Below are 22,111 nucleotides of genomic sequence, written 5' to 3' on the forward strand. Positions count from 1 at the left end.
TTGGCCCATCCATGACGGACCCCGAGGACCTCGCCGAGCGGGTACGCGAGGGTGACCTTCGAATTCACGAACTCGAGGAGCACGCCGACTACGACACCGCAGCCCACGCGCGCCGGCTGTTGATCGAACGCGAGACGGGAACCGAACTCGAGGCGATCGGCGACTACGCGTTCCCCGCCGAAGAGGCGGACCCGAACATCGAGAACATGATCGGCGCGGCGCAGGTGCCGATGGGTGTCGTGGGTCCCGTCCCCGTCGCGGGTGGCGCGGCCGACGGCGAGCACTATCTGCCGCTCGCGACGACCGAGGGCGCGCTGCTGGCGTCGGTCAACCGCGGCCTCGGCGTGATCCGGGAGGCCGGCGGTGCGGACGCGCGCGTGACGAAAAACGGGATGACTCGAGCGCCGGTCTTTCGGGTGGCAGGCGTGGCGGAGGCCGCCGAGACGGTCGCGTGGGTCGAGGACAATCTCGAGGCGCTCCGGGCGGCCGCCGAATCGACGACCAGCCACGGCGAACTGCTCGATATCGAGCCCTACGTGGTCGGCGACTCCGTCTACCTGCGCTTCGCCTACGACACCAAGGACGCGATGGGGATGAACATGGCCACGATCGCGACCGGCGAGGCCTGCGAACTCGTCGAGAGCGAGACGCCTGCCTCGCTCGTCGCGCTCTCGGGAAACCTCTGTTCGGACAAGAAACCGGCCGCCATCAACGCCGTCGAGGGACGGGGGCGATCCGTGACCGCCGATGCCCTGATCCCCGGCGAACTCGTCGAAGAGCGCCTCCACACGACCGCCGACGCCATCGCCGAGGCCAACACGCGAAAGAACCTGATCGGCAGCGCCAAAGCGGGCAGCCTGGGATTCAACGCTCACGCCGCCAACGTCGTCGGCGCGGCCTTCCTCGCGACCGGCCAGGACGAGGCCCAGGTCGTCGAAGCGGCGAACACGATCACGACTATGGACGCCCGCGAGCGCGAGGACGGTACCACCGACCTCTACGCCAGCGTCTCGCTGGCCTCGCTCGAGGTCGGAACCGTCGGCGGCGGCACGAAACTCCCGACCCAGGCCGAGGCCCTGGAGATCCTCGGTCTTCGGGGCGGCGGCGACCCGCCGGGCTCGAACGCCGACGCGCTCGCCGAGATCATCGCCGTCGGCGCGCTCGCCGGCGAACTCTCCCTGCTCGGTGCGCTCTCTTCGCGACACCTCGCGAGCGCGCACGAGGATTTGGGTCGGTAGCGTCGGCAAACTCCGTGTCGCAGACGGCACATTACAGTTCGGGTGCTCTCAGCGGCTCACATCCAGTCCGCCGCATCCGAAAGATGTCTCGGCGGTGAGAATCAGTCCGGCGGAACCGAAACCGGTTAGCGCCCCGCTGATGGCTCCTTGGAACCGTCGTCGCGGCGTCGCCTCGTTCTGATCGCGATGTACCCGCCCGACAGGACGAGCAGGACCAGTCCGAGCGCGACGTGGGGTCCCGTCGATCCGAGCAAGACGAGGAGCCATCCGACGGCACCGCCCCCGTGTCCGAGCGTGAGGTCGTACTGCCCGACGCTCGCGTGGATCGCGGCGAGCGCGGCGAACGTCGCCGCGAGAACCCACGTCGCCCCGACGGCGGCGTCGATTCCGACGATCGTCTCGCTGACGACCCGTCCGTAGACGAGCAACCCGATCGCGACCACCAGCCCCCCGCCGACGACGGGTGCCTGGAGGTCGACGGTTTCTGCCATACCCCACACGGACCCGCCGTGACGGGATAGCCGTGGCGATACGGCGCCGACGGCCTACACCAGCCGGTACCGCCCGCGGCTCTCGCTGACGATCCCGCGCCGCGTCAGCTTCTCGAGCACGGCCCTGGCGTCTTCGGCCGAGACGCCGCGCTCGCCGGCGTACTCGGCGACCTCGCCCTCGGTCGGCCGGTCGAGAGCCTCGAGTGCGCCTTCGACGATTTCCTTCTTGCTCCCGCTACGGCTCGGACCTCGCGGATCGCGGTCGCCGGCCGCGTCGACCTCGTCGATGTCCAGGCCGGACTCCGCGAGATACTCGTCGTCGTCGACGACGCCGTCGGCGACCTCTGCCTCGAGGGCGGCGAAGGAGTCGAGTTCGGCGAAGGCCTCGCCCTCTCCCTGACGGTTCGCGAGCATCGACGCTCGGACGTCGCGAGCGTGGGCGGCGTCGTCGGTCTCGACGAACTTTTTGCGCTTCTCGTAGGCCCGACGCGAGCCACAGCGAGGACACTGCGTCGTCTCCGATCGCCCCTCGATGATCCAGAGGTTCGAGCACTCGCTACAGCCGACGACGGCGTACATGTCTCGCCGTGAGCGTTCGACCCTGTTTAATCGCTCGGAGTGGCGGCAAGTGACAACGTTTCTGTATGCGCCCCGCCAGGGGTGTCCCATGAGCGACGACGTGGGAATCGACACGCCCGACGAGATAGCCGGCATCGGCGATGCCCGTGCGGTCCTCGGTATCGATCGCGACGCGGACGACGACGCGATCGATGCCGCGTTCGAACGGCTCGCCGACGACGCGGACGGCGACCGGTACTGGACCGCGGTCGCAGCCCGCGAGGTCGCCCGGCTCGGCTCGGTCCGGAACGGACTGGTGATCGCCGACGTGCTTCGGCGGCAGCCGACGCCGGCCGATCTCACTTCCCTCGCCGATGCGGCGTCACTGCTCTCGTACAGTCCGCCGCCGAGCGAGTCGCGGCGACGGTCCTCCTACAACCGCGGCCTCAGTCGCACGCTCGAGACCATCACCGATCGGCTCGCAACCCTCGCGGCCGGGGCCGAGTTCGACGTCCCCGAGGGGACCGTTCGAGCGGTCGAGGTCGCGTCTCATGCCCTTCGGGAGCGGGATCTCGCGGCCGGAAAGCGGTGGGTGCTCGGGCCGGAAGCCGGCGCAGAGACGGTAGCCAGCGACGAGTCGGCCGCCGAATCCGACCCGATGCCGGACCGAGACACGCTCGTCCACGGTTGGGCATACAGCGTCACCCCGGACGGTTCGACCGAGTACTACGCCGCACCAAACGGCGACACGCTCATCAGACTGCTGACGTCGACCGCCCCCGGCGGCCCGGAGACCGGCTGTGAAGCGACGCGCATTCGGGATGGCGACGACCGGGAGACGCGAACCGGCAGATACGGCGAACTGAAGCGCCTCGTCAAGCGATGGATCATCGACCACGACGCGACCGATAGAAACTGCTGAACGTCACTGCACACCTGCTCGCACGACGGCCGTGCGAGCGACGCTCTCTCGGTTCGGTGTCCCCGTCCCGAGCCGACCGCGATGTGCGCCCGCCCCGTCTCGAGTCGAGTCCGACCGCGACGCCAGCGTACTCAGTGTGCGGAGACGTCCGAGAGGATATTCAGACAGTAGACGCCGGCGAGGATGAGTCCCATCCCGGCGACGGCCGCCCCGTCGAGGTGTTCGTCGAACGCGAGCACGCCGATGGCCGCGACACCGATGATCCCGAGCGCGGCCCACGTCGCGTAGACGATGCCGACCGGCAACTCCTCGAGCGTCAGCGAGAGCAGATAGAAGGCGAGGCCGTAGCCGCCGATGACGCCGAGACTCGGCAACAGCCGCGAGAACCCGTCGGAGAGTTTGAGGGCCGTCGTTCCGAACAGCTCCGACAGGATTGCCCCGCTGAGTATGACGTACGGGTTCATACAGCGACGTAGTTTTAGAAAACTACTATTTCTTTCGTATCGCGACGGATCGACGGGAAACCACCGGTAGCCGTGGAACTATGTGTGCCATCGTCGTTTCGCCGCTTTCGTAGTAGGGCCGTCCCGAGTTCGTTCGCAGGGCAATCAGTGGGTCCGTGAGTAGCTGCTAATAGTCACGAATACCACGGAGTTATATATTCGACTTCGAAAGAGGGACCGATGGCAACCGAGTCACGGTCGTCGGACTCGTGGAGTATCGGACGGATCGGAGCGTTTCTCGAGCGGCTGGGGCCGACGTGGCTCGCCGGCGCGATCGCGGCGGGGCCGGCGACGATGGCCAGTCTGCTGGTCGCGGGCGCGAGCTTCGGTTACGCTTTACTGTGGGTGGTCGTCCTCTCGGCCGTCCTCGGTACCGTCGGGCAGTATCTCTCGATGCGGCTGGGGCTGCTCACCGAAGCGGGAATCGTCGCGGTCGTCGAACGCCACCTCGGCTCGCGGTGGGCCTGGGTGCTCGTGATCGATGTCGTACTGGCTGCGGGGTTAGCACAGCTCGTGATTATGAAGACGCTCGCGGGCGTGACTGCGACGATCGTCGCTAGTGCTGGCGTCGGTATCGCCGCCCTGACCGACCCGCGACTCTGGGGCGTCGTCTGGGCGCTGGTGCTCGCCGCGGGGCTCGCGGGGGGTGGCTATCGCGTCGCCGAGGTCGGCGCGAAGGTCCTCGTCTCGGTCGTCGTCGTCGCGTTCGTCGCCTCGGCGTTCGTCGTCCCGATCGACCCGGCCGCGGCGGCGAGCGGGCTGCAACCCACGATCCCGTCCGGCGTCGACGGGGCGCTCGTCGCCGCGGGCATCCTCGGCGGCGCGGTCCACATCACGCTGTTGACGATGCAGAGTTACACGATGCGCGCCCGCGGCTGGACGCGCAGCGAGACCGACATCGCGACGTTCGACGTCGTCAGTTCGATGCTCGTCGCCTTCGGCGTCTTCAGCCTCGGCGTCTTCCTCGTCGCGGCGAGCGTCCTCCCGTCGGCCGGCGTCGATCCGGCGACGATCGACGGCGTCGGAGCGGCGCAGACGCTCGGTCCGGTCGCCGGCGAGTACGCCACGTGGCTGTTCTTCGCCGGACTGTTGGGCGCGGCGGTTTCGACGCTCGGGGGCAACACGATCGTTCCGCCGTACCTGCTCGCCGACAAGTTCGGCTGGGACCGGTCCGTCAGCGATCCCCGCTATCGGGCCACGATCGTCGTCGTCGCGCTCGCCTCGGCGATCGGCCCGTTCCTCGGCGGGACGTTCTTCCAACTCCTCGTCCTCACGCTCGCGTTCGGACTCGTCGGGACGCCCTTCGCTATCGCGGTGCTCCTCGCCCTGTTGAACGATCCCAGCGTCGTGCCCGAGACGAACTCGGTGCCGGCCAACGTCGGCGGCCTCGCGCTCTTCGCCGTCGCCACCGTCCTCGCCGGCGAGTTCGTCCTCGCGGAACTCGAGACGGTCGCCGAGCCGCTTTCGGCGTTCGTCGTCGCCTTCGCGGCGGCGATGGCGCTGGCGATCCTCGGCGTCGCCGGGCGCTACGGCCGCGATCGGATCGCCGCTCGCTGAGTCGGATCGCGCATCGGTCGCATCACGACGCGAGGTCAGCCCAGAACGGCGGTGATCACCGCGAAGAAGACGAGCACGCCGCCGGCAGTAACGGCGGCCGAGACCGTCAGCGGGAGGAGGAGCCGCGCGGCCGTCCGTACCGTCTCCGTCGCCGAGCCGACCGCGGTTGCGGGACCGTGAACGTCTCGTTCCATACCAGCCACGCCCACATCCTGACCCTTGAAAGTCAGTCAGACGGCCGACAGACGCCGACGCGATCCCAGCCGCGTCCGTCTCGCGTGTTACTCGAGCGGCCGGCCCGAACTCGTTTGCCGGACGGTCGTGACCTCAGTCGATCGTCTTCCGCATCTCGACGTGTGGGATACCGGCTTCCTCGAACTCCTCGCCGTAGCGCTCGTACCCCAAGCTCCGATAGAAGCCGGCGGCCCGCGTCTGCGAGTGGAGTTTCAGCGCCGTGACTCCCGCATCGATGGCCCGCTGCTCGAGCGCATCCATCAGCGCGCGACCGACGCCGTCCTCCCGGTGGGACTCGAGGACCGCGACGCGTTCGACTTTTCCCACGCCCGCTTCGGACTCGCGCAGTCGCGCCGCGCCGATCGGCTCTGCGCCGTCGTACGCGACGAAGTGGACGGCGGTCTCGTCGTAGTCGTCGTACTCCAGTTCTTCGTCGACGCCCTGCTCCTCGACGAACACCGTCCGTCGAACCGCGAAGGCGTCGTCGCGCTCGCGATCGGTCTCGGCGGCTCGGACCTCGAGATCGTCCATCGAGCGGGCGTACGGCCGCCGATGACGAGTGCGTTACGACACGCGCCGCCGACGCGTGACTCGCCGTTTGCCGGACACGTCGGAAAGAGAATCGGGAGAGTAGAACGCGTCCGAGAACCCCCTCCGGGAGGTTCCCGCGTGCGTCAGAACACGTCACGTTCTGACTGGCCGAACCGCCGGCGTCCGCCAGCGCTTCGATGTGCTTGCGGCGTCGCCGCAAGCGGACGAGAACCCCTCTACGAGAGCTTCTCGATGTTCTTGACGACTTCGTCGGCGAACTCGCTGGTGGCGAGCTTCTCGGCGTCCTCGAGGTTCCGCTCGAGGTCGTAGGTGACCTTGCCGGCGGAGATGGTCTCCTCGACGGCGTCGCGGACGAGGTCGGCGGCGTCGTCCCAGCCGATGTAGTCGAGCATCATGCGGCCCGAGAGGATCATCGCGGTCGGGTTGACCTTGTCCTGACCCTCGTACTTGGGCGCGGAGCCGTGGACGGGTTCGGCCAGCAGGAGGCCGTCGCCGAAGTTCGAACCGGGGGCGATGCCGAGGCCACCGATCTGTGCGCCGGCGGCGTCGGACATGTAGTCCCCGTTGAGGTTCATCGTCGCGATGACGTCGTAGTTGTCCGTGCGGGTCAGGAGCTGCTGGAGCATGTTGTCGGCGATGCGGTCGTTGACGACGACCGCATCCTCGGGCGCTTCGCCGTCGCGCTCCTCCCAGAGAGTGTCCTCGGTGATGACTTCGTCGCCGTACTCCTCTTCGGCGACCTCGTAGCCCCAGTCGCGGAACTGGCCCTCGGTGAACTTCATGATGTTACCCTTGTGGACCAGCGTGACCGAATCGCGGTCGTGCTCGAGGGCGTAGTCGATGGCGCGGCGGACGAGTCGCTTCGTCCCGAACTCCGTGATCGGCTTGACGCCGATGCCGACGGGGCCGTCGTGGATGGTGTTGTCGAAGCCCATGTCCTCCTCGACGAACTCCTTGACTTCCGCGACTTCGTCGGTACCTTCTTCCCACTCGATGCCGGCGTAGACGTCTTCCGTGTTCTCACGGAAGGTAACCATGTCCATCTGTTCCGGCTCGGAAACGGGCGACGGGACACCGTCGAGGTAGTAGGTCGGGCGGACGTTCGCGTAGAGGTCGAGTTTCTTCCGCAGGGCGACGTTCAGCGAACGGAAGCCGGCACCGACGGGTGTCGTCAGCGGACCCTTGATCGCGACGCGGTGTTCCTTGATCGCTTCGACGGTCTCGTCTGGCAGGTTCTCGTCGTACTTCTCGCGCGCGGACTCGCCGGCGTAGAGACGCATCCAGTTGATGTCGCGGCCGGTCGCCTCCGCGGCGGCCTCCAGGACCTTCTGTGCGGCGGGACCGACGTCGCTCCCGACACCGTCCCCGTAGATAATCGGGATGATCGGGTTGTCAGGAACCTCGAGTTCGTCCTCGGTTCCCTCTTTCAGCGTGATCTGTTCCCCCTCCTCGGGGACCTCGATCTTCTCGTAGCTCATTTCGTCTGTACGGTTCTTCGACGGGGGTAAAAGGTCTACCATTTCCATCGCGGGCCGGCAAAAGTTGAACGATTCCCTGCCCTTCTTGAGTGGCTCATCGCCCCGAAAACGCCAGTGTTGGTGGAGACACTACGTCGGCGTATGGCGGCTCTCGATATGACTTCCCATCAAATGACGGGCATACGCACAGCGAAATCGGCACGTTCGTTCGCACCCGTCGTTTGCACTCCCTCTCGACGGTGCGATTGGCGGAACGGACTCCCCGTGGCCGCCACCGCGAACCGACGTCCGCCCGCCGGGTGCGTCGTTCGTGCCCTCGGTCTCGCGGTGGTGTCACGGGACTCGAGTCGATAACGGCGGCGTTCGACGTGGATCGATGGCGTCTCTCACGCCACTCGGCTTCAGACACGCGGCGGGTATAACCCGTGGCGACTGTTTCACGGATTTCGGGGCGTTACGGGTCGTTTCCGTCCCGAACGGTCGGTTCAGCGAACCGTTCGGTTGCTGCTCGAGGGATGCCACCGTTGCCTGCGGCCGGGAGTTCGACGATCGTCGTGAGGAACATTTATTATTGACGTATCCGTGGATCGAACCATGTTTCGAGCGCCGCAGTACGCCTCGAGTCGGTGTCCGCGTTGTGACGTGACGTTGTCGAGCGTGCAAGGGGTCGTCGCCTGTCCGGCGTGTAACTGGGTCGATGGGGAGCCGACGACCCGCTGAGACGGCTGCGAGTCGTCCCCAGCGTTCGTCGGAGAGACGGAACCTCTTTTTGTCGACCCATCCAACCCCGGGATATGGCCGAATCCGAGGTGGACCTCGAGTCCGAGCAGTACGAAAAGCACCGCGAAGCGGGGGCGATCCTCGCGCAGGTACGTGAAGAGACCGCCGAGCGCGTCGAGGTCGGTGCGAGCCACCTCGAGGTCGCCGAGTGGGCGGAGGACCGAATCCGGGAACTCGGCGGTCAGCCCGCGTTCCCCGTCAACATCTCCGTCGACGAGGAGGCAGCCCACGCGACGCCGTCGATCGACGACGAGACGACTTTCGGCGAGGAGATGATCAACCTCGATATCGGCGTCCACGTCGACGGCTGGCTGGCCGACACCGCCATCACCGTCGATCTCTCCGGCAATCCGGAACTCGCCGAGGCCTCCGAACAGGCCTTGGAGGCCGCGCTCGAGATCGTCGAACCCGGCGTCGGGACCGGCGAGATCGGGGCCGAGATCGAAGACGTCATCGACGGCTACGGCTACAACCCCGTCGTCAACCTCACCGGCCACGGGTTGGGTCACTGGGAACAACACACCTCGCCGAACATCCCGAACCGCGCCGTCTCGCAGGGGACGACGCTGGAGGTCGGCGACGTCGTCGCGATCGAGCCGTTCGCGACCGACGGCGGCGGCAAGGTCACCGAGGGTGCGAGCGAGGAAATCTTCTCGCTCGAGCGCGAGGGCACGATCCGAAACCGGCAGGCCCGCGAGGCCCTCGAGCAGATCACCGACGAGTTTCGGACGCTGCCGTTCGCGACTCGATGGCTCGAGACGGACCGACCCGAAATGGCGCTGCGCCGACTCAAGCGCAACGATATCGTCCACAGCTACCCGGTGCTCAAGGAGGACGACGGCTTCCTCGTCAGTCAGAAAGAACACACGCTCATCATCACCGAAGACGGCTGCGAAGTGACGACCGAACGGTGACCGTCTCGCTGCGGTAACGACAGCGACCCACATTCGCCGCGGATGTCGGTATATTACAGGACAGCTGTGATCAGCATCGTCTATCGTTGGCCGCCGCTATCGTCGTCTTCGACTGTAACGAGGCGAGGAGAAAGTCAGAAGTGACGCGACGCCCACTCGCGATCCCGTCGGTTATCGCCGTTTACGAGGGCTGTAGAGGGCGAGCATGAGTGAGACTCACTCGCTCATAGAACTCCCACATCTAGTCACCTCAGCGGAGGGCCCGCCATCGACGAGCGCCCTGTCCGGCGGGGTCCGACTTGGACCGGGCCCGAATAGAGCACTCGTATTCTCACCACTCGTTACGCGTTGTTCATCCGCTGGCTCGAGCGGTTGCCACATCGTTGACACTCGCTCACGCGGTAGGGCTCGCGGGAGAACTGTGCGTTTTCTTGCTTGAGGCTTTCAGTTCTGATCTGGACGGACACCTCGTGGAGCGTTTCTAAGCCACACTCCTCGCAGTACTCGGTCATCCCGTTGACGGAGTCATCAGTCGTTGCCATTACCGGATTACTTGCAGTAGCCCTATCTTAAACCCACGCTTCATTTTGTGCCGTGAGCCGTCAAAACCGCACGAGGGCGGCGACCTCGTTTCGAGATCGTCTGAGAGCGTTCGATACCGTTTAGATCCGTCTTTCGTGGCTTTATAGGGAAATTATGAGTCACTGTTGCATGGATTTACCGACGAATTACCAGTTCGTTCCGGCCCGAGTCGGCGGACTGAAACGCTTTAGGGGCACCTCGAGTGGTATCGAACATGGAACAGGTGTTCGCACCGTGGCGAATCGAGTGGATCAGACGCGACGAAACGAACCCCGATATCGAGGAGTGCGTCTTCTGTGAACTCCCCGATCTGGACGACGATCGGGAGAACTTACTCGTCGCGCGAAGCGAGCACGCGTTCGTCATGCTGAACAACTATCCGTACAACCCGGGACACCTGATGGTAATCCCGCACAGCCATACCGGCGAGTACGCGGCTCTCGCGGAGGATGTCCTGCTCGATCATGCCTGCTTGAAACAACGGACGTTCGACGCACTCGAGGCCGCCCTCGAACCGGACGGTTTCAACGCCGGCTTGAACCTCGGTGATGGGGCCGGTGGCTCGATCGACGACCACCTCCACACACACGTCGTGCCGCGGTGGGAGGGCGACACCAATTTCATGCCCGTGCTCAGCGAGACGACGGTGATCGTCGAGGCGCTCGAGGCGACTTACGAACACGTCCACGACGCGTTCGCCGCACAGGAGGGGACGACGGTCCCCAGCGAGGGCGGTGCCGTCGTCGTCGAGTAACGGCACCGCTCGCGGGAGGACGATCCATGGCCCCGACAGTCGGGGACTCGCTCGAGCGCCGCTGGACGGGTGGATCGGTCCCGCCGGCCTTGCCGGCACGCGGGCCGGTCGACGGGACACTTTTGATGACCGTTGCCATGTGTTATAGTGGCATGGACTACGAGGTAGTTCACACCGACGACGTGCCGATGACCGATCTCTCCGCGGTCGACGAGATCCCGCCGGACCTCCGTATCCGCGCGCTCGACGACTTCTTCGACACCGACGCGCTCAACCTCAAACTCTGGTACTTCGAGCCCGGTGAGGAGATCCAGTACCACGCGCATGCCGAACAGGAGGAACTGTACTACGTCCTCGAAGGCGAGTTCTCGCTGAAACTCGGCCGGTCGGGCGAGGAAACGTACGTCGACGCAGGCCCGGGAACGTTCTGGATCGCCAAACCGGAGGTCGGCCACGGCCACCGCAACGTCGGCGACGAGGAGGGCGTCGTCCTCGCAATCGGCGCACCCGCGGTCGAGGACCCGGGACTCGATCCCCACGGACTCGACGACGGCGACTAGCCGTGGCGAGTGCCCGACCCGCGTCAGGCGTAGGTCGCCTCGAGATAGTCGAGGATGCGGTCCGACTCGGCCATCGTCACGCCGGTCGCTTCGTCGACGACGACCGGCACCTGTCGCTGGCCCGAGACGCGCTTGACCTCGTTGCGCTTCGAGTGCAGTCCCTCGACCCAGACGCTCTCGTAGTCGACGTCGAGTTCCTCGAGTCGATCCACGACGTGTTCACAGTACGGACAGCCCTCGAGACGATAGAGCGTTACCATACCTCGCGGTACGGGTTGGGTCGGCAAAAGCATACGTCCTGACGCGTCCGATACCGGCGGCCCGTTCGGCCGCGGAACGGAGTTTTTTGTAGTCACGTGACAGTCCTCGCGTATGCCACCGAGCGAGGGTGAGACCGTGCCCGACTTCGCGTCGCTCCTCTGTGACGGCGAGACGTTCCGATCGACGCCCCTCTCCGACGCGCTCGGCGCTCGCGGCGGCGTCGTGGTCTGTACCGGCTTCGCGTTCAGCGCGATCGCACGGAACTGGTGGAAGCGCTTCGTTCGCGCCGGCTGGGACGAGTTCGACGGCGTGCCGGTACTCGGCGTGAGCCGCGACGGTCCCTACGCGCAAAACGAGTTCCTCCGCTGGCTGGATCGACCGGACTTCCGGTTCTTCGCGGACGTCAACGGCGACGTCAGCGAGGCGTTCGACCTGCTCGGCGAGCGGTCGCACATGGCGAACGTCTCGACGCCCTGGCGCTCCGCGTTCGTGCTCGACCCCGATCGCGAGATCCAGTACGCTTTCGTCGCTGACGACTGGATCTCGCCGCTCCCCGTCGCGGACATCGGGACCGCCGTCGCGGACCTGTAGACGAGACGGTCTCGAGTCCGGGAGGCCCCGCAGTCAGGGCTCACAGTACAGCAGTCGTCCGTTACACGTACACTCGATCCGAAGCGGCTCGTCGTAGGTTACCGAAACGTGGTCCATCGCCCGGACGTAATGTCCAGGGGTTCCCGTCCGTGACCGCTCGTTGAGTTGTGAAAGCAGTCCGGCCTCGTGCAACTCCTCGACTTTCCTGTACGCCGTCGACTGGGGGAGATCGAGGGCCTCGGAGATGTCGCTAACCGTCGCCGGCTCCTCGACGTATAGAAACACCGCTCGCGCGTCGTCGTCGCTGAGCAGGTCCATGATTCGGTAGGGGTCACACCCGAGTTCGCCGTCCCGGTCGATCCGCGGGCACCGACTCGGTTGGTCGACTGTGTCGCCCATATGCCACGATTCGGTCTGTCCTTACTTTGCTATCGGTCCCTATTCCCGAGAACTGGGAGCCGTCACTACCGATCGGGTCACGAGGCCGCGACGCTATATCGGCTTCCCGAGCGCGTACATCGTCTCGTGGGCCGTTACCTCGAGATCGACGAAGTCACCGGGTGCGATGCCGTGATCGCTCGCGTTCTGGACGATGAGCTGTCGGTAGGCGGAGTCGCGGCACTTGACCGAGTCGGCGGTACCCTCCTCGACGACGAGGACGTCTTCCCGGACCTCGCCGACCATGTCCGCGTAGGCATCGGCGACGAGATCGCGTTTGACCGCGCTCATCTCCTTCGAGCGCTCCTTTTTCACCGTGCCGCCCAGCCCCTTCATCTCGGCGGCGTCGGTTCCCGGCCGCTTCGAGAAGCGAGTGACGTTGATCTTCTCCGGACGGGTCTCGCGCAGCAGTGCCATCGACTGCTCGTGGTCCCGATCAGTTTCGGTCGGGAAGCCGACGATGAAGTCCGTCGACAGCGTCCAGTAGTCCAGGTAGTCGTCGAAGGTCTCGACGACTTCGACGTACTCCGCGACCTGATGCTGGCGGCGCATGTCGCCGAGCACGTCGTCGCTGCCCGACTGGACGGGCGCGTGCAGGAAATCGTAGAGTTCGTCGTGCTCGGCGAAGACGGCGGCGAGTTCCTCGCGGATGCCGTGGACGCCCTTCGGGTTGGCCATCCCGACGCGGACCCGGAAGTCGCCGTCGATCTCGCAGATCGCCTCGAGCAGCCGGTGGAGTTTGCGGTCGCCCTCGTCCCAGCCGTAGACGCCGGTGTCCTGTCCGGTGATGCGGATCTCCTTCGCGCCGGCGTGGATCAGCGCGCGGGCCTTCTCGACGTTCTCCTCGATCGAGGGGGAGTCGATCTTGCCGGTGGCCTGCTTGGTGATGCAGTACGAACAGTCTGACATACAGCCCCGCGCGATCGGGAGAATGCCGACGACGCCGTCGAGGATGGGCTCGGCGTCGGGCGTCGTCGTCGGACACTCGCCGTTGGTGACGGCTTCGGGAACCTCGTCCCAGTGGAGGACCTGACCGTCGACGTCGGCGCGGTCGAACTCCTCGCCTTGGGCGAGCGCCATACAGCCCGTGATGAAGAGATCGGCCGTCTCGTCGGCCAACTCCTCGGCCCGCCGGAGCATGTTGCGCTCGGTCTTCTCGACGACCGTGCAGGTGTTGAGGATGGCGACGTCGGCCTCCTCGGCCCCGTCGACCCGGTAGTGGCCCGCATCGCGGAGCCGGCGCTCGATCTCGCGGCTCTCCCCGCGGTTCGACGTACAGCCGTAGGTTTCGATGTGATACCGGGCCATTCGCTTGAACCGTTCTCGGGGCTGGGAACGCAAAAACGCGACGGATCGGGGTCGTCGGCGAGTAGCCAGTGTGACAGTCCCCCTCCTCGATCACCGCTCGTCCGCGTCGCCTCCGTCGGCCGCCGCCTCGAGCACCTCCCGTGCCGACGGCGACCCTCCGACGACCGTCGGCGGCGGGCTCCCCGTCGCAACGTTCGCGACGCCTACGGGACTCGTCACATGGGGACGACGAGCAGTCGCGCGAGGACGAGCACCGTGGCGATCGCCCCCAACATCACGAACAGCGCGTTCTCGAGGTCCGGATCGCCGGGCTCGATCGGCGTCGACCCGGCTTCGGGCGCGTGCTCGTCCGCATCGGCCGCCCCCGGGCCCGGGCCGGAGAGATCGATCGGGATGCGGTCGCGGCCGCCGTCCGACTCGTCACCGCCCGTCGGACGGTCGGCTGCACCCCACTCGTCGCTCGAGTCGATGTCCACAGACCCGTCTCCCGGTCCAGCGCCCGGCTCCGTCCCCGAGGGATCGTTCCGTCGGTCGTCGGTCGCGTCGTCGTTCCCGGGGGCCTCGTCTGGCATACGGGGCCGTACTCGGTCCGTCGTCAAAAACCCGTGGTCCCGTCGCGGACCACCATCCCGCGGACGGCTCAGAGCCGCTCGGTTCGGTCCCCGATCTCGCCGCCGTAGACGATGCCGCGCTCGGCGTCGATGGTGACGATCTCGCCGTCCTCGAGGTCCCCGATCTCCGCATCGCTGATCATTGGCAACTCGAGTTCGCGCGCCACGAGCGCCGGGTAGCCGGTCATCCCCCGCTCGGCGTTGACGATGCCGCCGAGTCGGCTCGTGTCGCCGGCGAACTCCGCGTCGAAATCGGCGGGGAGCGCGAGGATCGCGCCGTCGGGAACGCCCGAGAGGTCGCCGTCCGTCACGCGGACGACGGGGCCGGTCGACCGCCCCTCGACGACGACCTGGCCGGTCGTCAGCGCGTCCGCGGCGACGTGGACCTTCAGCATGTTCGTCGTGTTCGCCCCCTCGAGATCGGTCATCATGCCACAGAGGACGACGACGGTATCGCCGCTCTGGGCGACGCCGGCGTCCAGTGCCGCCTGCACGGCCTTCTCGACGACGGCGTCGGCACCCTGATCCGAGACGGGCGCGTACAGCGGTGTCACACCCCACGTCAAGGCGAGCTGGCGGCGTACCGTCTGGCTCGGCGTCGAGGCGACGACCGGCACGCCCGGACGGTACTTCGCCGTTTTCAGCGCCGTGTAACCGGACTCCGTCGCGGCGACGACCGCGTCCGCGTCGATGTCCCGCGCCAGGAACCGCGCGGAGCGCGCCAGGGCGTCCGTTCGCGCTTCGCCCGACGCCGGGACCCGCTGCTCGAGCAACTCGGCGTACTCGTTCGAGCCCTCGACCTCGCGGACGATGCTATCCATCGCGTCGACGACCTCGATGGGATGGTCGCCGACCGCGGTCTCGGCCGACAGCATGACTCCGTCGGTGCCGTCGAGGACCGCGTTGGCCACGTCGGACGCCTCCGCGCGCGTCGGCCGCCGGGCGTGGACCATCGAATCGAGCATCTCCGTCGCCGTGATGACCGGCCGTCCGGCCTCGCGACACTTCCGAATGATGCGCTTTTGGATCATCGGTACGTCCTCCATCGGACACTCCACGCCGAGGTCCCCGCGCGCGACCATCACGCCGTAGGCCGCGTCGATGATCTCGTCCAAGTTCTCGACCGCGCCGGCGCGCTCGATCTTCGCGATGATCGGGATGTCCGCACCCTCCTCCTCCAAGACTTCGCCGACTTCGTAGACGTCCTCGGCATCCCGGACGAAACTCGCCGCGACGAAGTCGACCCCTTTCTCGGCCGCCAACTCGAGGTCCGCGCGGTCTTTCTCGGTGACGACGTCGAGGTCGAGTTCGACGCCGGGGACGTTGACGCCCTTGCGCCCGCTCAGTTCGCCGCCGGTGTCGACCCGCGCTCGAACCCCGTCGCCGTCGTGCTCGAGAACGGTCGTCTCGATCAGTCCGTCGTCGAGCAGGACGCGGTCCCCGGGTTCGACCGCGTCGATCGAGACCGAGAGTCCGACCGTCTCCGGCGTCGCCGTCTCGCCCTCGACGAACCGGATCTCGGAACCGGTTTCCAGCGTCACCGTCTCCCCGTCCGGCAGCGGTGCGGTTCGGATCTCCGGCCCTTTCGTGTCGAGCATGATCGCGACGGGCTCCGTCCGCTCCTCGTCGACCGCTCGGACGCGATCGATCAGGTCGGCCCGATCCTCGCGGCTGCCGTGGCTCGCGTTCAGCCGCGCGACTGACATGCCGGCCGCCGCGAGTTCTCGGATCGTCTCCCGATCGCTCGACGCCGGCCCCAGCGTACAGACGATTTTCGCGTTTCTCATACCGGTAGTTAGCTCCAGCAGTGCCTAAAAGATGGTCACTTACTCGCGTCCGAGTACCTGTCTCGTCGTCCCGAAGCCGATCCCGTCAGCTGCCACGTCAACCGTTTTCCGCGGATCGCCCGTTCGAACCGACATGCCCACTTATGCGACGCTCGTCAACCTCGCAGATCGGGACGTCCAGAACGCACAGGACCTCGCGACCATCTGGGGCGACGTCCGGACGGAGTTCGAGGAACAGGGTGCGGACCTCCGGGGACTCGTACGCCGCCCTCGGCGAACACGACTTCATCATCCTGTTCGAAACCGACGACACCGAGGCGGCGTTCAAGTCGGCGCTGACGCTCCACCGCCACGGTCTCGAGGGACAGACGATGCGGATCGTCGATACGGACGACTTCTCGAACATCGTCGACGAGATCTGAGACCGGCGACTCTCGGCCAGCACGCCACGGGCAACAGTCGCGGCGAGGCCGACGGATAGTCCCCGTCGACTGCCTCAGTCCGGCGACCGCTCGAGCAGGCGGGTCACGCGTTCGCCGCTGACGACTTCGGGGATGATGACCTCGTCGGCACCGGCCTCTTTCGCGACCGACTCGTACATCTCCTCGCCGACGCGAACGAGGGTTTCGGGTGTGTCGGTCGCCGCCCCGCTGACGACCGCGATCTGAATGTTGACGTTCGAGTCGTCGATCGCCGCGACGAGTTTCGTCGCACGCTCGACACCTGCGGCCCGCAGTGTCCGTCCCTGTCTGGCGTCGCCCTCGACGAGCAGATGGCCGTCCTCGCGGGCGCGTTTCGCGTTGTCCTCATCGATCTCGATGACGACGACCGTGCGACCCGCCTCGGCGAGTCGATTGGCGATCGTCCGCCCGAACATGCCGTAGCCACAGACGATCACGTGGTCCTCGCTGGTATCGATTCGTCGTTGCATCGTTGCTCGTGAGACCTCCGTTGGAATCCCTCCGCCGAACGTCTCGGTGACGACCGTCTCGCCGATCCATAGCCCCGAGAGGACGAGTCCGACCGTCACCACGATGGCGTAGGCCTTCGTTGCTCGCTCGGGGCCGGCATGGTCCCGAAAGTGCAGGTCGATACTCGTCAGATCGAGCAGCCAGAACGTCGCCTCGAGGAGGCCGACACCGCCGAGAACCGAGAGGCCGACGACGCCGGCGACGACGACCGTGGCGAAACAGCCGATCGGAACCAGTGCGTGTCGCAGGATCGGGAGCCCTGCGAACTGGGAAACGATCCCTCGCTGCACACTCGTTTCTCGGTACCAACTCGCATATATCTGTGCGTCAGCACGGCCGGTAGTCACGCCGCTCGACTGGTATCCAGTCCTCCAAACGGCGTCGACAAAATATCTGGGATCAGGCCGCGGCTACTGGATCTTTTCGCCGAGCGCGGCGTCGCCGTGGGTCGTCAGCAGATCCGCCTCGTCGCCCGCCGCGAGGATCATGCCGTTCGACTCCACGCCGAACAGCTCCGCGGGCTCCATGTTCGCAAGCAGCACACACCGCGTCCCCGGCAACTCGTCGAGGTCGTGGAGTTGCTTGATCCCCGCCACGACCTGGCGGGTTTCGAAGCCGATGTCGACCTCGAGACGAGCCAGGTCGTCGGCACCTTCGATCCCCTCGGCCGCTTCGATCCGTCCGACGCGGATGTCCAGGTCTTGGAAGTCCTCGAATCCGATCCGTTCCTCGAGCAGGGGCTCGATGTTCTCGGTGGCTGTCATGGTCTCGGCTTCGTCCCCGGCGGTGTCGTCGCTTTCGGTTTCCGTCCCCTCGTCGTCGGCCGCGGCGGTTGCGACGCGTTCCTCGAGTTTTGCCGTGAGTTCCGCGACCCGGTCGTCCTCGATCTTCTCGAAGAGTTCGCCCGGTTCGTCGAAGGTCCGCGGCGGGGCCTCGAGCGCGTCCTCGAGACGGGCGTCCGCGATCTCGCCGTCCTCGCCGATCTGTGCCCACAGTTCCTGGGCCTTGTCGGGGGTGATCGGCTCGAGCAGGACGGCGACGGCCTTGGCGATCTGGACGCAGTCGCGGATGACCTGTGCGGCCCGGTCGGGGTCGTCGTCGGTGAGCTTCCAGGGCTCGTTGCGCTGGATGTACTCGTTGCCGAACTGGGCGAGCCGTGTCGCGGCCTGCCCCACCCCGCGCATGGAGTAGTCGTTGACGTTCTCGCGGACCTCGTCGATGGCGGCCTCGATGCGCTCGCGGACCTCCTCCGAGACGGCCGTCTCCGGCGTCCCTTCGTAGTTGCGGTAGGCAAAGAGCAGCGAGCGGTACCAGAAGTTGCCGACGGTGCCGACGAGTTCGCCGTTGACCGTCTCCTGGAAGGCGTCCCAGGAGAAGTCGACGTCCTGCTGGAGGCCACCGGTCGTCGTCAGGTAGTACCGCAGCAGGTCCGGATGGAACCCTTCGTCCAGGTACTCCTTCGCCCAGATCGCGCGGTTGCGGCTGGTCGAGAGCCCCTTGCCGTTGATCGTGATGAAGCCGGTCGCGGCGACCCCGCGGGGTTTGTTGTAGCCCGCCCCCTCGAGCATCGCCGGCCAGAAGATCGTGTGGTGTTGGATGATATCGCGGCCGATGATATGGACGATCTCGCCGTCGTCCTTCCAGACCTGCTCCCAGTCGAACGCGTCGGTCCCGTCGCGCTCGGCGTACTGCTTCGAACTCGCGATGTACTCGATCGGCGCGTCGACCCAGACGTAGAGGACGAGGTCGTCGCCCGCAGTGTCGTCATCCCCGTGGGGGTAGTCGATCCCCCAGTCCATGTCCCGCGTGATACACCAGTCCTGAAGGCCGTCTTCGATCCACTGGCGGGGCTGGTTGCGCGCGTTCGAGGTCCCCTCGAGACCGTCCAAAAAGTCGGTGAGGAAGTCGGCAAACGCCGAGACCTCGAAGAACTTGTGGGTGCGCTCGCGGTACTCGGCGGGGTTGCCCGTGATCGTACTCGTCGGGTCCTCGACCTCGCCGGGTTCCAGGTGGCGCTGACAGCCCTCGTCGCACTCGTCGCCGCGGGCCTTCTCGCCGCAGTAGGGACAGGTCCCCTCGACGTAGCGGTCGGGCAGGTACTGGTCGGCATCGGGATCGTAGGCGACCTGGATCTCCTTTTCGTAGACGTACCCCTCGTCGTCCAGCGTCCGGACGATCTCCTGGGTCAGTTCGGTGTTGGTCTCGTCGTGGGTGTGGCCGTAGTTGTCGAAGTCGACGTTGAACTTCGGGAACGTCTCCTCGTACTGCTCGTGCCACTCCAGCGCGAAGTCCTCGGGGTCGACGCCCTGCTGTTCGGCATTCACGGCGACCGGGGTGCCGTGCATGTCCGATCCACAGACGTAGATCGAGTCCTGCCCCAGCGTTTGCAGGGTGCGGTTGAACGCATCGGCACCGATGTACCCCCGCAGGTGACCGATGTGCAGGTCGCCGTTGGCGTAGGGCAACCCGCAGGTCACGACGGCGGGGTTCTCCGTCGGAAAGTCCTCGTGGCTCATGCTCGTCACGTTGCGCTCGCGGGCGTAAAACCCGCCGGTTTCGATCGCTGCATGTGCTCCTCGGATCGCATCTCGAGTACTGGTTGTCGAACGATCCGAAGACGCGAATGCGAGCCTGATCTGAGAAGCTGCCGTCCCGACTCACGGTTCGACACGGCAGCGTGGGAAAGAGACGCCGTCACGCCGGCGACTCTGTCCGAGCAGAGTCGCGGACTGACGCTCCGAGACGATCGTCTTGATCGGCATCATCGTTCGTCGGGGAGCGCGTTCGTGTCACCGTTGCCCGCTGTGCTGTCCAGCTACTGCTGTGCACTGCCCACTAGTCCTCGAGCCAAGAGCGGACATTATTTCATATGCCCAACGAAACAACTATTGCGACGAAGTCAGAAGAGTAGCTATCAACAATGGGGTTTCGGTCATCGAGACGCTCCCGAACGGAAGCTTCGTCTAACACGACGACCTCAATTAACTCGTCGAGTGTGCGAGAGTCCAAGTCACACTCTGCCGACGACATCGTGACCGCAAATCGGCCCTCGAAAGCATCACGGGACACGGGCATGGACGCGCAGGAACGGGAAAATGCGCTCTCGGTTCGCCGGAGCACCGTCGCCGCGCATCGGGATGGGCCAGCCGGTGACACGGACACGCCTGAAAGCGTTCGGAACGTCATTGCTTCGCCGGGCCAGTCGCTGGATACGTCGATTCAGCGCGCGATGGAAGACCGGATGGGGGACTCGCTTGGAGACGTGCGGGTTCACACCGGGCCACAGGCGGCCAAGGCGTGTGAGGCCATCAACGCCCGTGCGTTTACCGTGGGGAATCACATCGCGTTCAATCACGGTGAGTACGATCCCTCCAGTCCGGACGGTCAGCACGTGCTTGCCCACGAACTCGCGCACGTGCGCCAGCAGACTGGTGGGGCGGTGTCGATGCTCCCCCAAGAGAATCTGGAGTTAGAGATCGATCCTGAGCCACAGTTAGAGCGCGACGCCGAGGAAACCGCACAGCGCGTGATGGAGGGTGGTGAGTTGGGCATTCAGCGAATGAAAGAGACGGAGGTACACGTACAGCGGATGGGGCTAGGTGTGTTCACTGGCTCGGGGACGAGCGAAGGGCCGATCGAGCAACTCCGGAGTCACGTCGAAGATGCCACAGCGGCGGGCGAGGAAAAAGTCGACGACTTGACGACCAAAACATACCGACTGACCAGAGACCAATTGCTGGACATGGTGGAGTCTGTCGAAACGCCGAAAGGACTAGCTGACTACCTCGAGCACCACGATATCGACGTAGCAAGTCGCATTCAGGACGCGGCGAGTAGTTCAGTCAAAGGTGCGACAAAAGGGTGGACAGTGGGATCGATGGCTGGCTCCCTTGCCGGCCCCGTCGGTGCCGTCGCCGGTGGTCTCCTTGGCGTACCGTTAGGAGCGTTCCTCACGACCAAATTCGGTGAACAAACGGCCGGCAAAATTCAGAACGTGATACGGAACGTACTCGGACTCAAAACCGACCAAGAGTTCGATTCCGAGGACTGGACCGGCTCGGATAGTGAGGAGGTGAACTTCTAACCATGCATGGTGAGATCAAGAAAGAGACAGATGATGGGTTCGGCTTGCTAATCATCGACAACAACGATGTTGAGCACAAAATAGGAGTCCAGTATAGTGGAGGGATTGACGGCCACCTTCAAGACCGTTATCCAGACAATCCGGGTGAGCGCACACACAGCCAGGGTGAACACGTCGGCCACGCTCGCAAATACGCCCAGTACTACGTGGACCAAGAGACGGAGCACGACACGCTACCGTGGGACATCGATGCGGAGCGATTCGAGACGGTCCGGCAAGCGTTGCAGGAGCTCTCGATCGGGAACATCGAGACGTACTTCGGTGAGTTACTCGAGCAGAGCCTGAGTCATTACGCGGACGATCCGGACGTCGACATCGGCAATACCACACGCCCGCAGTCGCTGCCCGCGGAGATGATCGGCGGTGACGATGCCGTGATGTACAAACAGGAGATTTACCTCGACGAGGACGACCGGATCGAGGCGACATCGGGCATCGGGATCATGTACTACGTTGCCAGAGGGGACCGAACGACAGTCTGGCACGGTGACGCACCGGATCGAGAGCCGGATGCCAGGGTGGAAGTTTTTCCCGCGCCGCTGGTCGATCCTGCACCGTTTCGGGATTATCTCGTGTACAACCTCCGGTGTCAGATTCGTGATTGCTATCTCATGATGGGCATGGAACCACCCGAAGCGTACAAAGTGCTCGGGCACGGCCAGTACCGCTTTACCGGCAAATACGATAGCTTTGACCTGTATCCGCCGTATTACGACTTCAGTGCAGAGATACCCGGGTACAGTCACGAGTTCCGACCCGATCTGCCGATCACCTGGGACGAACTCGGGAGCATCGTCAGCTCGGAACGCGAGCAGTCGCTGTTCGACCAAATCAAAGGGTCACTGTTCAGTAGGTGAGCGCGATGGGCTCTCGGTCT

Annotated in this window: 25 protein-coding genes and 1 pseudogene; 11 read left to right on the forward strand and 15 right to left on the reverse strand. The window is 65.5% G+C overall.

Annotated features, from left to right (window positions below):
• Positions 1–11: 11 nt before the first annotated feature.
• Positions 12–1,238 (forward strand): hydroxymethylglutaryl-CoA reductase (NADPH), encoded by a 1,227-nt coding sequence (gene hmgA / locus ALTAJ2_RS13065; RefSeq protein ID WP_007107652.1) that lies wholly within the window; start codon positions 12–14, stop codon positions 1,236–1,238.
• Positions 1,239–1,363: 125 nt separating this feature from the next.
• Here the strand turns inward: hmgA and ALTAJ2_RS13070 are convergent, their stop codons facing one another.
• Together ALTAJ2_RS13070 and ALTAJ2_RS13075 are read right to left on the reverse strand one after the other, a co-directional pair.
• Positions 1,364–1,729, reverse strand: coding sequence for a hypothetical protein (locus tag ALTAJ2_RS13070; RefSeq protein WP_007107653.1), 366 nt, complete (start codon positions 1,727–1,729; stop codon positions 1,364–1,366).
• A gap of 54 nt (positions 1,730–1,783) precedes the next feature.
• Positions 1,784–2,308, reverse strand: coding sequence for a DUF5817 domain-containing protein (locus ALTAJ2_RS13075; protein ID WP_007107654.1), 525 nt, complete (start codon positions 2,306–2,308; stop codon positions 1,784–1,786).
• Between the two features lie 88 nt (positions 2,309–2,396).
• On the opposite strand from ALTAJ2_RS13075, the gene ALTAJ2_RS13080 reads away from it, so the two are divergent.
• On the forward strand, positions 2,397–3,209 hold the full coding sequence (locus tag ALTAJ2_RS13080) for a hypothetical protein (protein ID WP_007107655.1): 813 nt from the start codon (positions 2,397–2,399) through the stop codon (positions 3,207–3,209).
• Between the two features lie 131 nt (positions 3,210–3,340).
• Here ALTAJ2_RS13080 and ALTAJ2_RS13085 read toward each other — a convergent pair whose 3' ends face one another.
• Positions 3,341–3,673, reverse strand: a complete 333-nt coding sequence (locus tag ALTAJ2_RS13085) for a DMT family transporter (protein WP_007107656.1) — start codon at positions 3,671–3,673, stop codon at positions 3,341–3,343.
• Between the two features lie 219 nt (positions 3,674–3,892).
• On the opposite strand from ALTAJ2_RS13085, the gene ALTAJ2_RS13090 reads away from it, so the two are divergent.
• Entirely contained in the window at positions 3,893–5,269 is a 1,377-nt protein-coding gene (locus ALTAJ2_RS13090; RefSeq protein WP_007107657.1) for an NRAMP family divalent metal transporter, read from the forward strand.
• 35 nt (positions 5,270–5,304) lie between these two features.
• Here the strand turns inward: ALTAJ2_RS13090 and ALTAJ2_RS19780 are convergent, their stop codons facing one another.
• The 3 genes from ALTAJ2_RS19780 to icd all read right to left on the reverse strand — a co-directional run bounded on the left by ALTAJ2_RS19780 (position 5,305) and on the right by icd (position 7,533).
• The gene (locus ALTAJ2_RS19780) at positions 5,305–5,463 is read right to left on the reverse strand and encodes a hypothetical protein (protein ID WP_007107658.1); all 159 of its coding nucleotides are present in this window, start codon (positions 5,461–5,463) and stop codon (positions 5,305–5,307) included.
• Positions 5,464–5,596: 133 nt separating this feature from the next.
• The gene (locus ALTAJ2_RS13095; RefSeq protein WP_007107659.1) at positions 5,597–6,034 is read right to left on the reverse strand and encodes a GNAT family N-acetyltransferase; all 438 of its coding nucleotides are present in this window, start codon (positions 6,032–6,034) and stop codon (positions 5,597–5,599) included.
• 236 nt (positions 6,035–6,270) lie between these two features.
• Entirely contained in the window at positions 6,271–7,533 is a 1,263-nt protein-coding gene (gene icd, locus ALTAJ2_RS13100; RefSeq protein WP_007107660.1) for an isocitrate dehydrogenase (NADP(+)), read from the reverse strand.
• Between the two features lie 594 nt (positions 7,534–8,127).
• Between icd and ALTAJ2_RS20305 the strand changes: the two genes are divergently transcribed.
• Together ALTAJ2_RS20305 and map are read left to right on the forward strand one after the other, a co-directional pair.
• A complete protein-coding gene (locus ALTAJ2_RS20305) occupies positions 8,128–8,253 on the forward strand; it encodes a hypothetical protein (protein WP_275039494.1) in 126 nt (41 codons plus the stop codon).
• Between the two features lie 74 nt (positions 8,254–8,327).
• The gene (map, locus tag ALTAJ2_RS13105; protein WP_007107662.1) at positions 8,328–9,227 is read left to right on the forward strand and encodes a type II methionyl aminopeptidase; all 900 of its coding nucleotides are present in this window, start codon (positions 8,328–8,330) and stop codon (positions 9,225–9,227) included.
• A 341-nt stretch (positions 9,228–9,568) separates the two neighbouring features.
• Here map and ALTAJ2_RS13110 read toward each other — a convergent pair whose 3' ends face one another.
• Positions 9,569–9,769 (reverse strand): DUF7835 family putative zinc beta-ribbon protein, encoded by a 201-nt coding sequence (locus ALTAJ2_RS13110; protein ID WP_007107663.1) that lies wholly within the window; start codon positions 9,767–9,769, stop codon positions 9,569–9,571.
• A gap of 254 nt (positions 9,770–10,023) precedes the next feature.
• Here ALTAJ2_RS13110 and ALTAJ2_RS13115 point away from each other — a divergent pair, with 254 nt between their 5' ends.
• Together ALTAJ2_RS13115 and ALTAJ2_RS13120 are read left to right on the forward strand one after the other, a co-directional pair.
• Entirely contained in the window at positions 10,024–10,563 is a 540-nt protein-coding gene (locus ALTAJ2_RS13115) for an HIT family protein (protein WP_007107664.1), read from the forward strand.
• Between the two features lie 152 nt (positions 10,564–10,715).
• A complete protein-coding gene (locus ALTAJ2_RS13120; RefSeq protein ID WP_007107665.1) occupies positions 10,716–11,123 on the forward strand; it encodes a cupin domain-containing protein in 408 nt (135 codons plus the stop codon).
• Between the two features lie 23 nt (positions 11,124–11,146).
• On the opposite strand, the gene ALTAJ2_RS13125 is transcribed toward ALTAJ2_RS13120, so the two are convergent.
• Positions 11,147–11,383, reverse strand: coding sequence for a glutathione S-transferase N-terminal domain-containing protein (locus ALTAJ2_RS13125; RefSeq protein ID WP_007107666.1), 237 nt, complete (start codon positions 11,381–11,383; stop codon positions 11,147–11,149).
• Between the two features lie 112 nt (positions 11,384–11,495).
• Here ALTAJ2_RS13125 and ALTAJ2_RS13130 point away from each other — a divergent pair, with 112 nt between their 5' ends.
• Positions 11,496–11,975, forward strand: a complete 480-nt coding sequence (locus ALTAJ2_RS13130) for a redoxin domain-containing protein (protein WP_007107667.1) — start codon at positions 11,496–11,498, stop codon at positions 11,973–11,975.
• Positions 11,976–12,008: 33 nt separating this feature from the next.
• On the opposite strand, the gene ALTAJ2_RS13135 is transcribed toward ALTAJ2_RS13130, so the two are convergent.
• The 5 genes from ALTAJ2_RS13135 to pyk all read right to left on the reverse strand — a co-directional run bounded on the left by ALTAJ2_RS13135 (position 12,009) and on the right by pyk (position 16,119).
• The gene (locus tag ALTAJ2_RS13135; RefSeq protein WP_006187252.1) at positions 12,009–12,374 is read right to left on the reverse strand and encodes a winged helix-turn-helix domain-containing protein; all 366 of its coding nucleotides are present in this window, start codon (positions 12,372–12,374) and stop codon (positions 12,009–12,011) included.
• Between the two features lie 93 nt (positions 12,375–12,467).
• A complete protein-coding gene (locus ALTAJ2_RS13140; RefSeq protein WP_007107668.1) occupies positions 12,468–13,721 on the reverse strand; it encodes a tRNA (N(6)-L-threonylcarbamoyladenosine(37)-C(2))-methylthiotransferase in 1,254 nt (417 codons plus the stop codon).
• 90 nt (positions 13,722–13,811) lie between these two features.
• Positions 13,812–13,940, reverse strand: a complete 129-nt coding sequence (locus tag ALTAJ2_RS20310) for a hypothetical protein (RefSeq protein ID WP_275039495.1) — start codon at positions 13,938–13,940, stop codon at positions 13,812–13,814.
• Positions 13,937–14,293, reverse strand: coding sequence for a DUF7312 domain-containing protein (locus tag ALTAJ2_RS13145; protein ID WP_007107669.1), 357 nt, complete (start codon positions 14,291–14,293; stop codon positions 13,937–13,939). Before ALTAJ2_RS13145 ends, ALTAJ2_RS20310 begins: the two co-directional genes overlap by 4 nt.
• Before the next feature lie 68 nt (positions 14,294–14,361).
• Positions 14,362–16,119, reverse strand: a complete 1,758-nt coding sequence (pyk, locus tag ALTAJ2_RS13150) for a pyruvate kinase (protein ID WP_007107670.1) — start codon at positions 16,117–16,119, stop codon at positions 14,362–14,364.
• Between the two features lie 133 nt (positions 16,120–16,252).
• On the opposite strand from pyk, the pseudogene ALTAJ2_RS13155 reads away from it, so the two are divergent.
• A pseudogene (locus ALTAJ2_RS13155) lies at positions 16,253–16,541 on the forward strand (GYD domain-containing protein).
• A gap of 74 nt (positions 16,542–16,615) precedes the next feature.
• Here the strand turns inward: ALTAJ2_RS13155 and ALTAJ2_RS13160 are convergent.
• Both ALTAJ2_RS13160 and metG read right to left on the reverse strand, forming a co-directional pair.
• Positions 16,616–17,380, reverse strand: a complete 765-nt coding sequence (locus tag ALTAJ2_RS13160; protein WP_007107672.1) for a potassium channel family protein — start codon at positions 17,378–17,380, stop codon at positions 16,616–16,618.
• 120 nt (positions 17,381–17,500) lie between these two features.
• On the reverse strand, positions 17,501–19,606 hold the full coding sequence (gene metG, locus ALTAJ2_RS13165; RefSeq protein WP_007107673.1) for a methionine--tRNA ligase: 2,106 nt from the start codon (positions 19,604–19,606) through the stop codon (positions 17,501–17,503).
• A 557-nt stretch (positions 19,607–20,163) separates the two neighbouring features.
• On the opposite strand from metG, the gene ALTAJ2_RS13175 reads away from it, so the two are divergent.
• Positions 20,164–21,174, forward strand: coding sequence for an eCIS core domain-containing protein (locus ALTAJ2_RS13175; RefSeq protein ID WP_007107675.1), 1,011 nt, complete (start codon positions 20,164–20,166; stop codon positions 21,172–21,174).
• Positions 21,175–21,176: 2 nt separating this feature from the next.
• Positions 21,177–22,091, forward strand: coding sequence for a hypothetical protein (locus ALTAJ2_RS13180; protein WP_049899625.1), 915 nt, complete (start codon positions 21,177–21,179; stop codon positions 22,089–22,091).
• Positions 22,092–22,111 lie beyond the last annotated feature (20 nt).

This window comes from Natrinema altunense (assembly GCF_000731985.1).
In the GTDB taxonomy this organism is placed as follows: domain Archaea; phylum Halobacteriota; class Halobacteria; order Halobacteriales; family Natrialbaceae; genus Natrinema; species Natrinema altunense.